Source organism: Psychromonas arctica (genome assembly GCF_038155225.1).
GTDB lineage: Bacteria > Pseudomonadota > Gammaproteobacteria > Enterobacterales > Psychromonadaceae > Psychromonas > Psychromonas arctica_B.
Genome location: NZ_JBAKBA010000039.1, coordinates 22894 through 40287, shown reverse-complemented (window position 1 = coordinate 40287; position 17394 = coordinate 22894). Strand labels below are relative to the sequence as shown.

Genomic DNA, 17394 nt, shown 5'->3' with positions numbered 1-17394 from the left:
AGGATGTTTATCGTTAAGGAAGAGCACGGAAGATATTACAGGATGTAATAAGGACGCTTCAAGAATTGGAGTTAGATAAGCAGGATGTTTATCGTTAAGGAAGAGCACGGAAGATATTACAGGATGTAATAAGGACACCTTCCAAGGATAGGGAGCAGTTAATAAGCAGGATGTTTATTAAATATGGATGTGTCATGGAAGAAGCCAGCAGGATGTTGGATTGATGAACTGGATGTTTGTCGGATAAGGATATGAAACAAGGAAGAAGCTCAAAGGATTTGGGAAGAGGATGCCTAGTATGGCGGTAGTCAAATGGATTTATTGCATGGAGCAACTTCTATCATGGATTTGATAGTGTGACTAAATTAGGGCAGCTTAGGCTGCCCTTTCCTGTTTTTACATATTAGAAAAGTTTTTATCATATCGCGCTACTTTAATCAGACTCTATAATGACTATTAAACTCCATCACTATTCTTACAATTAATTACTGCAATCAGATCGACTACTAAGTGCAGCTTTAATATATGCCGAAGAAATTAGATCATTGATTATTTTTGATTCAAAACGTACCCTTAGCTCTTTTTACGGGTAAATAATATGGCCACTTTCTTTGCTGTCGAAGTTCCTTTTAACTATCGCAATACTTGCTGGTTTTGTGGTGAGCCAAGCGATAAAAAAATTAAGTTCCCTAAGCATGAATACGAAATCAATATCTTAGATCACCAAGCATTGAGTTTACCTAGCTGTAAAGAGTGTGCGAATATCGTAACGCGTTCTGCATTTCCTTCTATTTACAGTTATCGTGATGCTGTTAAACAAGCACTTACTACCAAACATCAAAAAGTACTTAGTATCGGCTCTAATTGGACGAAACAAGAATTAGAAGAGTCGGAGTTAGAAGGCAGTGCGTTTGAGGGCTTCAAGCGTAGTGCATGGCCTATGTTTGAAATGATGCAAGCGCGTATTAATTATCAAGGTTGGCCACTAGTTATTAATAATGAGTTATTAGTAGTGGATAGCGATAATGAAAGTTTTGAGTTTGATGGGGTGCAATACGTCTCTTTAGATGACGCAGTAACACATGCTGTTAAAACATTTTTTTTAGATGAAGCATTGTTTACAAAAGTGTTGAGTGTATTAGGTAAAAAGAAGTTTAGCCAAGCAATCCGCTTATGTCGTTTGTATCCGAACTTAACTCCTAAAACTCGAGAAGATGTGTTCTTAGAAATACTAGATAGCATTGGTATTTAAGGTTTTCTAATAAGGCCCTCTGATAAAGAATTTTTTACTTGTAAAGGAAAGTATATGACTGATAAAAAAGAACAAATAAATAAAGCTAACAAACCGAGCGAAGAAGAGTTACAACAATGGTTAGATGGCGTTCACTTTGGCAGTTGTTGTAGTGACCCTGTGACATCAGATAACGAAGCGCATAATAAAGTTAAAACATGCGAAATAAAGAGCGAAGCTAGTACTAAGGTTAATGACAAAAAATAAGATATTTTGAATACGCTTTTCTTATTTAATACTCTTCAGTGTTGATATAAAAAAAGCCTAACAATCAAACGATTGTTAGGCTTTATAGAATTACTCAATTTATAAAGAAAAGCGTCTTATTTAGCTTTTTTGTTACGACGAGCGAAACCAAAGCCTAATAAAGATAAACCTAATAATGCTGCACCGGCTGGAGCTGGAACGGTAGTTGCTGAGAAAGACACTTGTCCATTTAATAACTCACCAGTAATGGCCCATAATCCACTAGTTGTATCTAATAGAGGGTCTGTACTTGTAAGGAATCCTGAACCAGAAATTGTACCTGTTAATCCACCGCCTAGAGCTGGATTAAGGCTATCAATTGAAAAATTAGTTGCTGTGAATGTAAAAGAATCTACTGCCCAAAGTACATAAGGTAAAGAATCTCCGAAAGTATAGTCAGTGAATGTTGCAGCCCATCCTTCTAAACCATCAAAATCACCTGTTACATTTGCATCAGTTAAACTAACATAAGTATCAGTAAACGCAATTGAACTAATTGTCGGGTATGTACCAGTCACTGTTGCAGAACCTGTAAATCGTATAACACCTTCAATAGGTGTTGCATAAGCAGAGCTGGTTGCTAAAAAAAGTAAAAATGAACTAGTGATTAACGTAATAAATTTTTTCATGTGTTCTCTCCTTCGTATAAATGGATAATTCCATATATAGTAATACAGCATGTAATGTGCCAACTTTTAAATCTTTTATTTATCAATGCCTTACTTATTTATCAAGGTGTTTAAAGTGCTTTTTATTTGATATTTAATTTAAGTTGTAAAGTTATTCAACGGTGTTTTTTGAGTATAAATAAATTTGTAGTTTAAGCTTTAAACCTTAGTTTATTTAAGGACATTATGAGTTTGTTGTAACTCTTTGTTTTTAATGCGCTTTGTTTTTTTGTGATATTTGTTTTATAACTATTTTTGGTTAGTTTAAATTTTATATTTAAAAAGTATTGATTGGGTTAATTTAGTGTAAGATTTTTCGATATCTAATTGGAGATAGTCGGATTTTTATTAATTAAATTTATATTTTAACCAGTAAGTGATTGATTTATAGTTATTTTTTTTGATTTATCTATTAGATGATTTTTTATAGTCAATTACTCTTCCCTTATAATACTTAAACTTAGAACATCATTTTATTATCGAGGTTATTTAACCATTTGTTATTAATTTTTTATATAGAATGACCATCAAGGTTATTCGATAATAAAGTTTCTATTTAACCACTTAAAAAATTAAACATATTTTTGAAGTTTTTAGCGGGATGTCGTGTGTTAAAACATAATTTTGATAAGATTGATCGTTATTTAACGGCAACGAAACAATACTGGCACTATAATGCTTTCATTTTAAATGATTACCCCTCCTTTTCAGGCAATAGCGCATTAATTAACTTTTTACACCGTATCGATGATAACCAATTACTGAGTTATCAGCAAAACCCTGCTTCGTTATACCCATTATTAAAGCAATTTATTCCCGAATTATTGAATATAAATGATCCTCTTTTTGATATTAACAATAACAATTTTACCCATGATCTTGATGTGCCTTTTTGGTTAAAAAAAGGAATTAAAGGACGAAAATGGATACAAATAGATCGATTCTCTCATTATATAGATGAGACGCTCCCTGTTTTAGAGTGGTGTGCTGGTAAAGGACATTTAGGGAGGTTGATCCATTATAAGACAAAAAATGAAATCAGTGCAGTGGAATGGAATGCTGGGCTATGCAATCAAGGCCAGGCATTAGCCCAACAACAATCTATATCACAACCTTTCTTTGTCGCTAATGTTTTGTTGGGGGAGGGCAGCCAATTACTTAATAAAGAACAGCATGTTGTTGCTTTGCATGCTTGTGGTGATTTACATGTGCATCTTATTAATGGTGTTAAAAAAGTATTAACAGAAAAAGTAACCATAAGTCCATGTTGCTACCATTTGACTGAACATGATAATTACCAAGCGGTGTCCTCTTATGCTTCACAACAAAGCCAGTTATTATCATCAATCACTTTAAACAAACAGGATTTGAAGTTAGCAGTGGCACAACAAAGTACGTCTGGAGAGCGACAAACACAATTAAATGATCAAGAAGTTTGGTGGCGTCTAAGTTTTGATTGTTTACAAAAGGCACTTTTAAAAACAGAAGACTACTTAACCGTACCTAGTTTCCCCAAAACGTTGTTATCCAATAACTTTAGAGATTTTGCAGAATGGGTTAAAGCATATAAACAATTGGATATTGAATTACCAGCCGATTTATCGATGTATTTAGTTCAAGGTAAAGTGCGTTTTAATCGCTTAAGACGTGGTGAGTTAGTATCACAATTCTTCCGTCGCCCCTTAGAGTTATGGTTAGTTTATGACCGTGCGTTAAGTTTGCAAGAGGCGGGTTATCAAGTGAATATATCAATATTTTGCGATGCCAATATTACTCCCCGTAATCTTTTAATTCAGGCATCACGTTAATTTTTTAATGGTGTTTTTTAAACCTTAATTGGCTGAACAATAAAACTAATAACCCTCCGATAACGCCCCATACCACTGAGCTTAATCCCCACAAAGCAATGGGAGATGCTGTAATGAGTAAGGTGATCACTGCTGCTTCATTAATGTGTTTAGATTTACTATTAACACTTTGCTGTAAGCTATGAGTAATGGTGCCAAATAATGCAATGCCCGCTAAGGCTAATATTAATGACTCTGGTAGTAGGGCGAACCAAGCAATGATATAGGCAGCTAGCAACCCTAAAATAATATAAAAAATACCAGCCCAAATGCTTGCCCAATAGCGTTTATTAGCATCTTTATGTACATCTTCAGTCATACAAATTGAAGCACTAATAGCTGCTAGGTTGAGTGCATAACCACCAAACGGAGCTGCGATAATATTAAATAAACCAGTCAGTGATAAAATTCGCTTAATGGGGGCTTGGTAACCAAAACTTTGCAGCATGGCTATGCCTGGTAAGTTTTGAGCGGCAGTGGTGACAATAAATAAAGGCAAACTTATCCCCACAATGACTGACCATGAAAATGCAGGTTTGATAAACTGCCACTCACTCCATTGCCATTCAATTACTTTACTTTCAATCAGTTGTAAGTACCAAGCTAAGATCGCTGAAATAACGATGACAATTAATAAGGTCCATTGTGGTATCAATCTTTTTGCTAATAAATAACTGATAAACATACTAATAATTAAAATTGGTTGAAGTTCCATTTGTGTAAAAACAGCAAAGCCAAACTTCAATAAAATACCAGCCAACATTGCTGAAGCTAACTGTGTAGGTAACCATTTAAATAATTTATCCAGTGGTATTAATAATGGGAAAATAAATAGCAACAATGCACAGACAATAAAACCACCAACCGCTTGGTTAAGGTCAAAGCCTTGTATGTTGGCAATCAGTAATGCGGCCCCTGGCGTAGACCAAGCAATAAGTATTGGAATGCGATAGCAGTATGAAAGTAAAATGCTTAAAATACCCATACTCGTGCCTAGTGCAAGAAGCCAACTTGCCACAAGATGGCTGTCACCACCTAAATTAATTACCAATTGGTATATTAATGCTATTGAGCTAGAAAATCCGACGATCACTGCGACTAACCCTGCACTCATTGCTGCAATTATTGAGTTGACCTGTTGGAAAAGTGTTTTCATAATACCCTTGTGCGTTTTAACGTACAAAAAACAAAGTTAACATCGACTGTTATAACGCACAAGGTAAATATGTCTGATTCAATCAATAAAACAGTAGCCACACAGCTGAAAAAAATGCGAGCTAATAAAGGCTGGAGTTTAGAGGTAGCAAGTCAACATTGTGGTGTTTCCAAGGCAATGTTAGGACAAATAGAACGAGGTGAATCAAGTCCGACAATTGCTAAACTATGGAAAATAGCAACAGGTTTTGAATTACCTTTATCAGAGTTTTTAGGGCAAAAGAGCCCCTTAGATAGTGACACTAAAGGTTTTAATCAAGAACATACTGTTAGTATTGAAACTATTTTCGAATATGATCAAAGCACCGGTATTGAGATGTTTGAGCTATGTTTTACAGTGGGTCATGAGCAACATTCAGAGGCCCATCAAATAGGCGTTATAGAGCATATTGTCGTCACCAGTGGTTGCATGGAGTATTTTGCTGGTGGACAATGGAAGACATTGAATACAGGTGAAAAAGCTAAGTTTAATGCCGATCAGCCTCATATTTATCGTAATATTGGTGATATCCCTTTACGTTTTTTTAATATTATTCATTATTCTTAATATAAACACTGAATATAAAAAATCCTTAACTGAGAAAGTTAATTACAAAAAAATTTCTTACAAATAAATGGCTTATAAAAATAAGGTTCAAAAAATTAATGAATATCATCAAACGTTTGTTGGTCGTGTTTCTTGGATGTACTGTTTGTACCATTGCTTATGCCGATCAAGCTCAACGAATCAGCAAGAAAGAAGCGAATGCCGCTTTGCAGCTTTTACAAACTGAAAATATCCATGTTATTCAAAAACTATGTAGTCCATGTGGTGACGTGCTCCCTCAAAATATTGTTATTGACCAGGTCGCAATACAAGATGCTAATTACAAAGGTTTATGGGAGTTGACGGTTAATGGTCAGGCTATCGATTTAGCTTATTATTATGTACCTGTAAAAGAGCGTTGGAAAAATTTTGCAAGAGCGGTAGATATTTATGTTGATGATATGCCTAAGTACTTAGATAACATTCCTATACAAACGAAAGTGGAAGAGAGTAAAGGTTGGTATATTAATAAAAAGCAGAAAATGATTATTACTAAGGAAGTGATTAGCGGATCATTAGTCGCTATATTAGGTAGAGGATCATATCAGCGCCTGAGCGTGTTCTTTCAAGCAAGTGCGGAAAAAGGCTGTGAAGATGAATCTCTTCAGAAATCTCAGTCAGTGCCTATGTATGTTAATGATGATTTAGTTAAATTCACTCTTCTATGTAAAGAGAAAATAGTGGCGTTTTATGCCGATACAGAAGAAGGTAATGACTTTGTGCTTGATCAATTCATGAAGAGTACAGTGGTTAAATTAAAGCCTTATACAGGCGAAGAAAGCTTTGTATTTAGTGCTAAAGGTTTTAAAGAGTTATATGAAAAAGCGACGACTCACTAGTGCTTAAGTGTATTGTTATAAGCGTAAATTTATAGCTGAGATGGTGTCAATAAGGGAACAGAATGAGTCAAACTACTATTTACTATTTAGAAATGCAGCAAGCAAACCAACTTAACGAAAAATTAAAAGTTGATGGCTTAACTATTTCCGAAGCCATTATTAAAGAATATCGCTTTAATCGTTTCTTATATTCTTTGGTAGGCGAGAAATGGGAATGGTTGGACAAATTAAATGAGTCTGATGAATCTTGGAAAAACTATGCTGAGCGCGATAATTTACGTACTTGGGTAGCGTATTATCAAGGTGCTATCGCGGGTTATTTTGAGTTAGAAGTGAGTGAAGAACAGGAAGTTGAAATTAAATATTTTGGATTGGCACCTACTTTTATTGGTAAAGGTTTTGGTGGCTATTTATTAACATATGCAATTCAACAAGCTTGGACTGTTTGTAATGCTAAGCGAGTTTGGGTGCACACGTGCAGTTTGGATCACCCTAGTGCACTCGCTAATTACCAAGCGAGAGGGTTCGTTTTATATCATCAAGAAATAGAATAAACATGGACATTACTACCCCCTAGTAACACCCTAAGGCCTATTACTTAACGTCTATTAATAGTGCTCTTTTAAAGTGATGATAAAAAATAAAAGTAGTTTTACAGTCATCATTTTACCGCCCTTGATGTATTTTTAGAGATAACCTATGCCAGCAGGACTCTGTTTTATAATCGCTACTTTTTTATGGGGTAGTTCCTTTGTTGCTTTGAAAGCGGCGATTGATATTTACCCTCCGTCTTTTGTTATTTTTTTACGGATGTTAATCACTCTTCTCATTTGTCTATGTTTGTGGCGTTGGATAAAACGTTTTGAGTATCAACAGGGCGATTGGAAGTGGTTGTTGGTTATGTCGTTAGCTGAGCCGTGTTTATATTTTTTATTTGAAGGTTATGCAATGCAATATACCTCTGCATCGCAGGCTGGCATTATTGTCTCTTGCTTACCATTAATGGTGGCCTTGTTTGCGTTCTTCTTAATTAAAGAAAAACTCAGTAAGCAGATCATTATAGGTTTCAGTTTTTGTATTGCGGGCAGTATTTTGTTAAGTATGGTTTCTCCTAATACGGATCATGCTCCGAATCCTTTACTCGGAAATACGTTAGAATTTTTAGCCATGGTATGTGCTGCTTTCTATGTTGTTAGTATGAAACATTTATTGAATAGATACTCCGCTTTGTCATTAATCGCTTTACAAGGTTTTTCAGGTACCGTGTTTTTTGCCCCTTTTTTATTTTTCATTGAGTTACCACCACAACATGATGTTAATGCGTTAATGAATATTGTTTATTTAGGTTCTGCGGTGACACTAGGTGCTTATGGGATGTATAACTATGCACTTGTAAAAAGCTCAGTATTAACCGCCGCTGCTTATTCAAACTTAGTCCCTATTTTTGCTTTGTTATTATCGGCATTATTACTAAATGAGATATTAACGCTTTGGCAATGGGGAAGTATTTTTGTTGTTTTTGCTGGTATCGTGGTCAGTAAACGCCATGTTAACGTTAGCCAAAACATACAAACTCAATAGCGATTAAGGTAAAGCCATTATGAACTATCTTGCACATTTACATATCGCGGCTTCTACCAATACGAGTTTTAGTGGTAATTTTTTAGGAGATTTCGTTAAAGGCAATCCTGATGGCCAATTTCCTACTAACATAGTCCAAGGTATCCGTTTACATCGTTATGTCGATAGTTTTACGGATAAACACCCACAAGTACTCGCTGCTAAATTACTATTTCCTAAAGTATTACGGCGTTACGCTCCCATTGCACTTGATATGTTCTGGGATCATTTCTTAGCTCGACATTGGACCACTTTTCATCATTTAACTTTAGCTGAATTTTGCCAATTAGCAGAACAAAAGATTGTTAGTGAAACACAAGTAAAGGACGTTATTTTACCAGAACGTTTTGAACGTATTAATGGTTGGGTTTGGCAAGATAAGTGGCTCGAGTCCTATCAAAAGATAGAAAATATTGAGTATGCTTTAAAACGTATGGCAACACGAAGCGAACGAATGGCACCTTTAGCTGAAACAGGAAAAATATTGAGAGAAAATTATGCAGATCTGAGCGTCGTATTTTTTGCTTTATATGAGGATGTGTTAAAAGCGAGCCAAGAATTTATAGAGGTTAAAAGGTAAGTGATTATTCACTTTTTTAGTTGTTGTTTAATTTTTTCGATACAAAAAAGGAGACGAAATAGTCTCCTTTTATAAAATAGTATTATTAAGCTTAAGCTACTTTAAACTTAATTAACTATAAGTCATTGTTTAGTCTTCTCTAGTAAACAAGTGTGCGATATTTTTTAAGTCGCTTTTACCTTCAGAAATTTCTTTAGGTGACAAACCTGATACTTCATGTGGGAATACTAACCATTCATCTGATTCATGAATATAGTAGTCTGGCACAATAGATACGGCTTTGTTCTTAGGCTTGTAATAAGGCGTTGCTATGCGTACGTCGCGTGGCATATTTAAGCGCATTACTTCATTTAGTTTTTCAGTTAACGCAACAACACTACGGCCTGAGTCAAATACGTCATCTACAATTAGCAAGCCATCATCGGCATTAGCATTTTCAATAATGTAATGTAAACCGTGTACTTTAATTGTTTTACTTTGTTTGCCGATACCGTAATAAGAAGAAGTACGTACTGCGATATGATCTGTTTCTACTTTTTGATAGTCAAAGAATTCTTGAACTGCAATACCGATTGGAGCGCCGCCACGCCAAATACCAACAATAAACTGTGGGCGAAAACCACTATCGTAAACTTGTGCTGCAAGACGAAATGAGTCTTCAAGTAATTGTTGTGCAGTGATAAAGACTTTATCAGACATATCATTTTCCTCTGGAATTAATTTAGTCGCGCAGTTTAAACTAAAAAAGACCTCTCTGCACAATTTGCATGCTAAAAATCCTATAAAATAATGGCTACACAAGGTAAGTTATAGATTTACAACACGTTACTATTATTTATTCTGGCATTTAATCGTGATGCTTTTATTGATCTTAGTGTTAGTAACACTTTATTTAATGATCTGTTTATGGGAAAAGGGTAATCAAATGCAACGAATGATGAAGTATCCTCCGTTAGTCACTCTGTTATTTATGCTCATGATATATTTGATGAGCTTGTTAATTCCTTTTTTTAATGTTGGTTCACTTGTCTTGAATGGGTTTTCTGGCTTTGTTTTGTGTGCTTCTGTGTTAGTCATCCTGAGTAGTGGTTGGAAGTTTAAAAAGGCAAAGACGACAGTCGATCCAACGACACCTGAAAAAACCACGAGTTTAGTCACTTCTGGAATATATCGTTATTCTCGAAATCCCATGTATTTAGGATTATTGGGGATCTTAATCGCTGAGGTTTTGTTGTTGGGTAATCTATTGAGTTTAGTTTTATTACCTCTTTATATTATGACAATGAATAAACGTTTCATTAAGCCGGAAGAGGTTGCGTTAGAAATCCTTTTTGCACCGTCATTTATCGACTATAAGCAGAAAGTCAGGCGGTGGCTTTAAAGGTAGCGTATAAAAACAGATAAAACCCTTAACTTATAAAGCTTATTGGGGTTTTATCTGTTGAGTAATGTTAGTGACTATTCACTAACTTGATTAACACTCGTGTCATCCTCTAATAGTTCGCGTAAATTATCGAGCGTTGTTTGTGCAATGCTAGTTAATGCTTCTTTAGTTAAGAAAGCTTGGTGACCTGTAAATATCACATTGTGGCAAGCAGACAAACGACGGAAAATGTCATCGGCAATAATTTCACTTGAATGGTCATTAAAGAATAAATGCTCTTCTTCTTCATATACATCTAGACCTAAGCCACCAATACGGCCTGATTTTAATGCTTCAATAGCATCATGTGCATTCAATAAACCACCACGACTGGTATTAATAATGGTGACACCATCTTTCATTAATGCAAATGTGTCTTTATTTAATAAGTGTTTATTGTCACTAGTGAGTGGGCAATGCAGGCTAATCACGTCGCTGTTTTCAAAGAGTGTTTCTAAGCTAACGTACTCTGCGCCTAATGCCGTCGCTTTATCTGATGGGTAAGGGTCAGAAGCTAATATTTTACAACCAAAACCTTTAAAAATGGCCATTGTTGCTAATCCAATTTTACCGGTCCCGATAATTCCAACGGTTTTACCGTGTAGATTAAAGCCAACTAACCCTTCTAATGAAAAGTTTGCATCACGGGTGCGTTGATATGCTTTGTGTGTACGTCGGTTAAGCGTCATTAATAATGCAATGGCATGCTCTGCTACGGCTTCTGGTGAATAGGCAGGAACACGAACAATCGTCATACCCAGTGATTTTGCACAAAATAAGTCAATATTATTAAAGCCAGCGCAACGCATGGCAATATATTTAATACCTAACTCGTGAAGTTGATTTAAAACGGGCGCACTTAAATCATCGTTTACAAACGCACATATCGCATCATAGCCTGTTGCCAGTGCTGCGGTGTGTGAATTAAGTTGAGTATCAAAAAAGTTAATGCTGATTGGGTCTGAAATCAATGGTTTAAAATGCTGAATATCATAACTACGGGAACTGAACATTGCGACTTTCATAAAGGGAACTCCGTGTTGAAAAGTAATATTGTAATAAAATAATCGTGCTTTTAATCAATAACAGCAATACAGATAATATCTATTGTTGTTTTATATTTTACAATTGTACACCTTATACGTCGTAACTTAAGCAAAGGGATTACTTTGTTGTTATATAAATAAGCATATTAATAACGATATAAATTCTTTCATTAATTATTATATTTGAAGTGCAATAAATTGAGGTTATTGACGGTCAACTGTTGGTGCTCATGGCGAACTTTTTAATTTTTATTCGGTCACAGGCGGTATTTATGCTACAAACTATTTCATTTGGTATTTTCTCGGAGTTTTCATGTCCTTTTTAAAGCATTTTTTTTCATCATTACTGTTCATTGTCAGTCTTTCCAGTAGTGCATTTGCACAAGCGCCAGAAACAGGATGGATCACTAATTTTAACCACCTACCTGTTAAAGTTAATTTGCAGCTAACAGGGCAAGTTCAAGAAAATACTGTGAATGGTATTTTGAATGTTGATTTAGCGAAAGATTGGAAAACATATTGGCGATCTCCTGGTGAAGGCGGGGTTGCTCCTACATTTGAGTGGACTGATCAATCATATAATATTGATACGGTTGATTGGTCTTGGCCAACCCCTAAACGTTACCCTGTATTAGGCGTTGAAACAGTTGGTTATAAAGATCAAATTCATTTCCCCATTCAGTTACAACTGAAAGATCCTCAACAAGTCAGTCGATTAAAAGGTACGTTAACGCTAGCGTCATGCACCACGATTTGTGTGTTAACTGATTACGAAATTGATTTAAGTTTTGATCCTAATGGCCTCAGTATTAATGAAGATGTTGCTTTTGCTTATGCGCAAGCCGCTAGTAGTGTACCGATTTTAGTTGATCAAAGTGCCATCAAAGCACAAAAGAATAATGCCAATATTACAAATATTATCAGTTCATGGGATCAATTTAATCAAGAAGTCTCAGTGCAGCTATCACATCAAATAGGGTGGGGAAATCCTGACGTATTCATTGATAGTAATGATCCTGAATTAGAGAATGTCTTCTTTTCTAAACCTATTATCTCAGTGTCAGGAAAACAAGTTACAGCGACGTTTAATGCGAGTAGTTGGGGTGGTGAAGTTGATTTAAGTAATGCGAATGTCAATATTACAGTGGTTGATGCAGATATTGCTGTAGAAGTTGCGACTACCTTAGGCAATCAGACCATTTCAGTGGTTGGTGAGTCTATTTGGTCTATTTTCTTGGTGGCATTAATAGGTGGTTTAATTTTAAATATCATGCCTTGTGTTTTACCCGTTTTAGGGATGAAATTGAGCTCAGTATTAGGTGTCGATGGTAGTCAACGTTCACAAGTTCGTAAGCAATTTTTAGCTTCTAGTGCCGGTATTATTAGTTCGTTCTGGTTGCTCGCTCTGTTTCTATTAGTACTTAAACTGTCAGGTGAAGCGTTAGGCTGGGGGATTCAGTTCCAAAGTCCTTACTTCATTACTTTCATGGTTATTGTCACTGCGATATTTACCGCTAATATGCTTGGTTTATTTGAAATTCAGTTACCTTCTTCAATGCAAACATGGTTAGCAACAAAAGGAGGGCATTCTTATCTAGGCCATTATTTACAAGGTATGTTTGCAACGTTATTGGCAACACCTTGCAGCGCACCTTTCTTGGGGACGGCGGTTGCATTTGCATTAGGTGCATCGGCATGGCAGTTATTTGCTGTCTTCACTGCATTAGGTTTAGGGATGGCATTGCCTTGGTTACTCATTGCCTTGTTCCCAAGTATTGCCTTGTTAATGCCTAAACCAGGTAAGTGGATGGGGACTATTAAGTTAGTGTTTGGATTACTTATTTTAGCAACGTGCCTATGGTTAGTGAGTTTGTTAAGTAGTTTTATCGGACTACTTTATACCATTTTAGTTGCTGCGCTTATTTTAGTTATATTTGCTGTTTTGATCCTGAAAAAGCATGGTAAACGTTTATTCTTTATCACTTTTGGTATATTTATGATCGTAGCAGCTATTGTTTTGATCGTAGGTAGTTTAACGGCTAAGCATTGGGCCAACCCATTACAAGATGAGATCACTTGGGTACCATTAAATGCACAGTTAATAGAACAAGAAGTGAATAAAGGCAATGTTGTCTTTGTAGATGTGACTGCAAAATGGTGTGTCACTTGTAAGGCCAATAAAATTGGTGTGTTATTGCAAAACCCTGTTTACAGTGCATTACAAGAAGATGGTGTTATAGCGATGAGTGGTGATTGGACAGTACGTTCTGACTCGGTGACAGCTTACTTACAATCATTCGGGCGTTATGGTGTTCCTTTTAATATTGTTTATGGTCCAGCGGCACCTAATGGTATTGAGTTATCTACTATTTTAAATAGCGAAGATGTTCTCAATGCCTTACAACAAGCTAAGGGGCAATAAAATGACGGAACCAAACCCTCAAGAGCCTAAACCTAAAAAAAGCTGGGGAGCTCGACTGAGATCTCTAGCTGTTTATGTGTTTTTAGCATTGGCATTAGGTTGGGGCGTTGATATATGGCGAGCTCAATCCATTGCATCTGGTAAAGCACCTGAATTAGTGGCAACCAGTGTACAAGGTGACAAGGTTGATTTGGCCGCAATGAGTCAAGATAAGCCTGTTTTAGTTTATTTCTGGGCTACATGGTGCAGTGTCTGTAGCTTCGTTTCTCCCTCTGTAGACTTTGTGAGTGGTCAGATGCAAGTGGTTACTGTTGCACTGAATTCTGGTGAAAATAAGCGTGTGCAACAATACCTTGGTGCTAAAGATTATGATTTTACTGTAGTCAATGATCCTAAAGGGGAAATAGGTCGTGAATGGGGAATTAGTTTAACGCCGACTATCCTTGTGATTAACAAAGGAGAAGTAACTTCTGTAACAACTGGGTTCACTAGTCCATTTGGTATGTGGGTAAGAATGTTGTTAAGCTAAGTTAAATCAGGCTTATTCATTCAAAGCCATTATGTATACTCATTATCAACCAAGATGTATTATTCAGTCGTTAACTCGGCCAAGCGTAACATGATGGTAATGACGATTCCTTATCGAGTGTTACAACGCAGTATCGGTTGTCGAGTTGGCGACCCGCAGGACTTTCTGATTTTTGCATCTTGAATGGTGACGAGTATATATAGCCGCTAATCTAAGTAATGATTTAAAAGGAATTAAGCCTAATTCCTTTTAAATTTTATAGCTATCTTGGTTTAGCAAATACTTGAGTCCAATAACGCTGATAGTCAGAGTCACTATTTACTTGGCAAGCTAATCCCATCTCAGTCACATCTGCATTCATGATATTAGTGCAGTGACCTTCACTAGACATCCAACCATCAACAACTTCTTGTGCTGAAGTTTGACCGCCGGCAATATTTTCAGACACACGACTCCACGTGTAACCTTGTGCAGTAACACGTGTGCCAACAGTACTGCCATCTAAACCTGTATGATCGAAAAAGTTATAATTTGCCATATTATTTGAATGCTCAGTGGCAGCTAATGTTAATGTGCTACTCCAAGCCACTTCTGCTACGGCTGGGTAACTCGTATCACCGCAGGTTTGGCTTTCAATACGAAGTTGGTTAATTAGTGCTAATACATCAGATAAGTCATCTTCACATGTCATTAGGCTGTAATCGACACTTGCTGTCGCGGTATCAGTTGTAGTCGGAGAATCAGTTGCCGAATCATTAACTGAGGTTTCATCGGAAGTGCTTTCATTATTTGATTGATCAACCTCAGTAGGCGAACTTGTTGAGGTGTCTTCTATATCGTTGGCACTCGTTGATTCAGTTGTGCTGCTTGATGAATTACTACCACATCCAGTGACCATCAATATGCAAAGTAAAGAGGCTAACCAATATTTCATTTTATTATTTCCTATAGGGTAGTTGATTATCTAAATTTTCTTAGTTAGAAATAAGCAATTATATTTAAATCCTTTTTCTGGAAAAAATAGACAAGTCTTATTAATCTAAGTTCAACCTCACCTAAAGCACTGTATATGGGGTGTCCGATTTAAAAAATAAAACACTTAAATAAAAAAAGCCCATATTCACTGTTTAATATAACGTTAAACATATGAATATGGGCTTGGTAGCCTATTATACCAATCACAATAAATGGCTTATCTATTTTACTGGTTAAAACAGCCATTTACGCCTTGAATTGAACTGTTTTTTTAGCGCAAAATTTAGATAACATATTTAATGTAATCGGTATTAATAACTAAGTGTTGATTAACTTGTAAATATTGGCCCGGCAGAAAGTAATACTTTACCTTCTTTTTTATCGGTATAACGATCAAAGTTCTTAATGAACAAATGCGCTAGTTTTTCTGCTTTAGTATTCCATTCTTCTGTATCAGCGTAAGTATCACGAGGATCTAAAATCGCACTATTTACATTAGGTAATGCAATGGGTACTTCTAAGTTAAATAATGGGATAGTTTTCGTTTCTGCTTTTTCAATCGATCCATCTAAAATAGCATCAATAATACCGCGGGTGTCTTTAATTGAAATACGTTTGCCAGAACCATTCCATCCGGTGTTTACCAGGTAAGCTTCTGCGCCACAAGCTTCCATACGCTTCACTAATTGTTCTGCATATTGTGTTGGATGTAGACTTAAAAAAGCTGCGCCAAAACACGCTGAAAAAGTAGGGGTAGGTTCTGTGATCCCTCGTTCTGTACCCGCTAACTTAGCTGTAAAGCCAGATAAGAAGTGATACTGTGTTTGTGCTTTAGTAAGTTTAGATACTGGCGGTAAAACCCCAAATGCATCGGCGGTTAAAAAGATTACTTTTTGTGCATGACCGCCTTTTGAGATAGGTTTCACGATATTTTCAATATGGTAAATTGGGTATGAAACTCGGCCGTTTTCAGTTTTACTGGCATCATCATAATCAACAACACCTTGTTCATCTATCATCACATTTTCTAGTAGAGCATTACGTTTAATCGCTCCAAAGATATCTGGTTCAGCTTCAGCACTTAAACGTACTGTTTTAGCGTAACACCCACCTTCAAAGTTAAATACACCATCATCATCCCAACCATGCTCATCATCACCGATCAATTGACGTTTAGGATCTGTTGAAAGTGTTGTTTTACCAGTGCCAGATAAACCAAAGAAAATAGCCGTATTGCCAGCTTTTCCGACATTGGCTGAGCAATGCATAGAGGCCATACCGTTGAGAGGTAATAAGTAGTTCATGACAGAGAATAAACCCTTTTTCATTTCTCCACCGTACCAAGTACCGCCAATAACCTGTATTTTTTCAGTTAAGTTAAAGGCAACAAAGTTCTCAGAGTTCAACCCTTGCTCTTTCCAGTTTGGGTTATTTGTTTTTGACCCATTCATCACTACAAAATCAGGTTCAAAATCAATTAATTCTTCCGCAGTTGGGCGAATAAACATGTTGGTGACAAAATGTGCTTGCCAAGCAACTTCCATAATAAAACGCACTTTTAAACGTGAATTAACATTAGCACCACAATAGGCATCAACCACAAAGAGTTTTTTATTAGAAAGTTGGTCTGTTACGACTGTTTTAAGCGCCGACCAAGTTGATTGATCAATCGCTTTATTATCATTTTTACCTTGATCGCTCCACCAAACAGTATCGCGAGTCGTGTCATCTTTTAATATATATTTATCTTTAGGAGAACGACCAGTAAAAATGCCAGTATCAACAGCAACGGTTCCATTATCAGTAATGATACCTTTTTCACAGCCGCTCAAAGAGGTTGCTGTCTCTTCTATAAATAGGATTTCATAACTAGGATTGTAAATAACCTCAGAGATATCTGTTATGCCGTATTTTTCCAGTTGTGTTGTCGATAGTACTGTCTGAGCCATGTTATTTTTCCCCTTATAACTTATGATCTTTCTATTAAAAAAAAGTGAAGTAAGAATTTGGAGAGTAAGTGAATTGTGGCAAAAGAAGTGGGATCTGAGTCTAATTCTTGATCAAATAGATGCCACAGAAAAATATCTATGGCAACTTTGTGAGGTCA

The 17394-nt window shown here is 36.1% G+C and carries 17 protein-coding genes; 11 read left to right on the top strand and 6 right to left on the bottom strand.

Going from position 1 to position 17394, the window contains the following annotated elements; translation table 11 throughout:
* The first annotated feature begins 598 nt into the window (after window positions 1–598).
* Window positions 599–1252 carry a hypothetical protein gene (locus V6255_RS14490; protein WP_341628805.1) on the top strand — a complete coding sequence of 218 codons (654 nt, stop codon included), beginning with the start codon at window positions 599–601 and terminating at the stop codon, window positions 1250–1252.
* Window positions 1253–1306: 54 nt separating this feature from the next.
* Window positions 1307–1498, top strand: a complete 192-nt coding sequence (locus V6255_RS14485; RefSeq protein ID WP_341628804.1) for a hypothetical protein — start codon at window positions 1307–1309, stop codon at window positions 1496–1498.
* Between the two features lie 116 nt (window positions 1499–1614).
* On the opposite strand, the gene V6255_RS14480 is transcribed toward V6255_RS14485, so the two are convergent.
* Window positions 1615–2166, bottom strand: coding sequence for a PEP-CTERM sorting domain-containing protein (locus V6255_RS14480; protein ID WP_341628803.1), 552 nt, complete (start codon window positions 2164–2166; stop codon window positions 1615–1617).
* A gap of 647 nt (window positions 2167–2813) precedes the next feature.
* Here V6255_RS14480 and V6255_RS14475 point away from each other — a divergent pair.
* A complete protein-coding gene (locus V6255_RS14475; protein ID WP_341628802.1) occupies window positions 2814–4013 on the top strand; it encodes a methyltransferase in 1200 nt (399 codons plus the stop codon).
* A 4-nt stretch (window positions 4014–4017) separates the two neighbouring features.
* On the opposite strand, the gene V6255_RS14470 is transcribed toward V6255_RS14475, so the two are convergent.
* Window positions 4018–5208: a benzoate/H(+) symporter BenE family transporter gene (locus tag V6255_RS14470; protein ID WP_341628801.1), complete on the bottom strand. Its 1191-nt coding sequence runs from the start codon at window positions 5206–5208 to the stop codon at window positions 4018–4020.
* Between the two features lie 69 nt (window positions 5209–5277).
* Between V6255_RS14470 and V6255_RS14465 the strand changes: the two genes are divergently transcribed.
* The 5 genes from V6255_RS14465 to V6255_RS14445 all read left to right on the top strand — a co-directional run bounded on the left by V6255_RS14465 (window position 5278) and on the right by V6255_RS14445 (window position 8892).
* Window positions 5278–5814 carry an XRE family transcriptional regulator gene (locus V6255_RS14465; RefSeq protein WP_341628800.1) on the top strand — a complete coding sequence of 179 codons (537 nt, stop codon included), beginning with the start codon at window positions 5278–5280 and terminating at the stop codon, window positions 5812–5814.
* Between the two features lie 98 nt (window positions 5815–5912).
* The gene (locus tag V6255_RS14460; protein ID WP_341628799.1) at window positions 5913–6692 is read left to right on the top strand and encodes a hypothetical protein; all 780 of its coding nucleotides are present in this window, start codon (window positions 5913–5915) and stop codon (window positions 6690–6692) included.
* Window positions 6693–6754: 62 nt separating this feature from the next.
* Window positions 6755–7246: a GNAT family N-acetyltransferase gene (locus V6255_RS14455; RefSeq protein WP_341628798.1), complete on the top strand. Its 492-nt coding sequence runs from the start codon at window positions 6755–6757 to the stop codon at window positions 7244–7246.
* A gap of 145 nt (window positions 7247–7391) precedes the next feature.
* Window positions 7392–8273, top strand: coding sequence for a DMT family transporter (locus tag V6255_RS14450; protein ID WP_341628797.1), 882 nt, complete (start codon window positions 7392–7394; stop codon window positions 8271–8273).
* Window positions 8274–8292: 19 nt separating this feature from the next.
* Window positions 8293–8892, top strand: a complete 600-nt coding sequence (locus V6255_RS14445; protein WP_341628796.1) for an ACP phosphodiesterase — start codon at window positions 8293–8295, stop codon at window positions 8890–8892.
* A 129-nt stretch (window positions 8893–9021) separates the two neighbouring features.
* Here the strand turns inward: V6255_RS14445 and V6255_RS14440 are convergent, their stop codons facing one another.
* On the bottom strand, window positions 9022–9591 hold the full coding sequence (locus V6255_RS14440) for a phosphoribosyltransferase (protein WP_025564559.1): 570 nt from the start codon (window positions 9589–9591) through the stop codon (window positions 9022–9024).
* Window positions 9592–9817: 226 nt separating this feature from the next.
* Between V6255_RS14440 and V6255_RS14435 the strand changes: the two genes are divergently transcribed.
* On the top strand, window positions 9818–10273 hold the full coding sequence (locus V6255_RS14435; protein WP_341628795.1) for an isoprenylcysteine carboxylmethyltransferase family protein: 456 nt from the start codon (window positions 9818–9820) through the stop codon (window positions 10271–10273).
* Window positions 10274–10350: 77 nt separating this feature from the next.
* Here the strand turns inward: V6255_RS14435 and V6255_RS14430 are convergent, their stop codons facing one another.
* Entirely contained in the window at window positions 10351–11340 is a 990-nt protein-coding gene (locus tag V6255_RS14430) for a 2-hydroxyacid dehydrogenase (protein WP_341628794.1), read from the bottom strand.
* A gap of 334 nt (window positions 11341–11674) precedes the next feature.
* On the opposite strand from V6255_RS14430, the gene V6255_RS14425 reads away from it, so the two are divergent.
* Window positions 11675–13783, top strand: a complete 2109-nt coding sequence (locus tag V6255_RS14425) for a protein-disulfide reductase DsbD family protein (protein WP_341628793.1) — start codon at window positions 11675–11677, stop codon at window positions 13781–13783.
* A 1-nt stretch (window position 13784) separates the two neighbouring features.
* Window positions 13785–14312, top strand: coding sequence for a protein disulfide oxidoreductase (locus V6255_RS14420; protein WP_341628792.1), 528 nt, complete (start codon window positions 13785–13787; stop codon window positions 14310–14312).
* A gap of 262 nt (window positions 14313–14574) precedes the next feature.
* On the opposite strand, the gene V6255_RS14415 is transcribed toward V6255_RS14420, so the two are convergent.
* Both V6255_RS14415 and pckA read right to left on the bottom strand, forming a co-directional pair.
* Window positions 14575–15246: a CAP domain-containing protein gene (locus V6255_RS14415; RefSeq protein WP_341628791.1), complete on the bottom strand. Its 672-nt coding sequence runs from the start codon at window positions 15244–15246 to the stop codon at window positions 14575–14577.
* A gap of 370 nt (window positions 15247–15616) precedes the next feature.
* On the bottom strand, window positions 15617–17236 hold the full coding sequence (gene pckA, locus V6255_RS14410; protein ID WP_341628790.1) for a phosphoenolpyruvate carboxykinase (ATP): 1620 nt from the start codon (window positions 17234–17236) through the stop codon (window positions 15617–15619).
* Between the last annotated feature and the right edge of the window lie 158 nt (window positions 17237–17394).

Excerpts from the sequence above, each read along its gene's own strand:
- V6255_RS14460 (WP_341628799.1), top strand. The coding sequence starts at position 5,913 with ATGAATATCATCAAACGTTTGTTGGTCGTGTTTCTTGGATGTACTGTT.
- V6255_RS14470 (WP_341628801.1), bottom strand. The coding sequence starts at position 5,208 with ATGAAAACACTTTTCCAACAGGTCAACTCAATAATTGCAGCAATGAGT.
- V6255_RS14430 (WP_341628794.1), bottom strand. The coding sequence starts at position 11,340 with ATGAAAGTCGCAATGTTCAGTTCCCGTAGTTATGATATTCAGCATTTT.
- V6255_RS14445 (WP_341628796.1), top strand. The coding sequence starts at position 8,293 with ATGAACTATCTTGCACATTTACATATCGCGGCTTCTACCAATACGAGT.
- V6255_RS14450 (WP_341628797.1), top strand. The coding sequence starts at position 7,392 with ATGCCAGCAGGACTCTGTTTTATAATCGCTACTTTTTTATGGGGTAGT.
- V6255_RS14435 (WP_341628795.1), top strand. The coding sequence starts at position 9,818 with ATGCAACGAATGATGAAGTATCCTCCGTTAGTCACTCTGTTATTTATG.
- V6255_RS14465 (WP_341628800.1), top strand. The coding sequence starts at position 5,278 with ATGTCTGATTCAATCAATAAAACAGTAGCCACACAGCTGAAAAAAATG.
- V6255_RS14485 (WP_341628804.1), top strand. The coding sequence starts at position 1,307 with ATGACTGATAAAAAAGAACAAATAAATAAAGCTAACAAACCGAGCGAA.
- V6255_RS14490 (WP_341628805.1), top strand. The coding sequence starts at position 599 with ATGGCCACTTTCTTTGCTGTCGAAGTTCCTTTTAACTATCGCAATACT.
- V6255_RS14415 (WP_341628791.1), bottom strand. The coding sequence starts at position 15,246 with ATGAAATATTGGTTAGCCTCTTTACTTTGCATATTGATGGTCACTGGA.
- V6255_RS14440 (WP_025564559.1), bottom strand. The coding sequence starts at position 9,591 with ATGTCTGATAAAGTCTTTATCACTGCACAACAATTACTTGAAGACTCA.
- V6255_RS14480 (WP_341628803.1), bottom strand. The coding sequence starts at position 2,166 with ATGAAAAAATTTATTACGTTAATCACTAGTTCATTTTTACTTTTTTTA.
- V6255_RS14420 (WP_341628792.1), top strand. The coding sequence starts at position 13,785 with ATGACGGAACCAAACCCTCAAGAGCCTAAACCTAAAAAAAGCTGGGGA.
- V6255_RS14425 (WP_341628793.1), top strand. The coding sequence starts at position 11,675 with ATGTCCTTTTTAAAGCATTTTTTTTCATCATTACTGTTCATTGTCAGT.
- pckA (WP_341628790.1), bottom strand. The coding sequence starts at position 17,236 with ATGGCTCAGACAGTACTATCGACAACACAACTGGAAAAATACGGCATA.
- V6255_RS14455 (WP_341628798.1), top strand. The coding sequence starts at position 6,755 with ATGAGTCAAACTACTATTTACTATTTAGAAATGCAGCAAGCAAACCAA.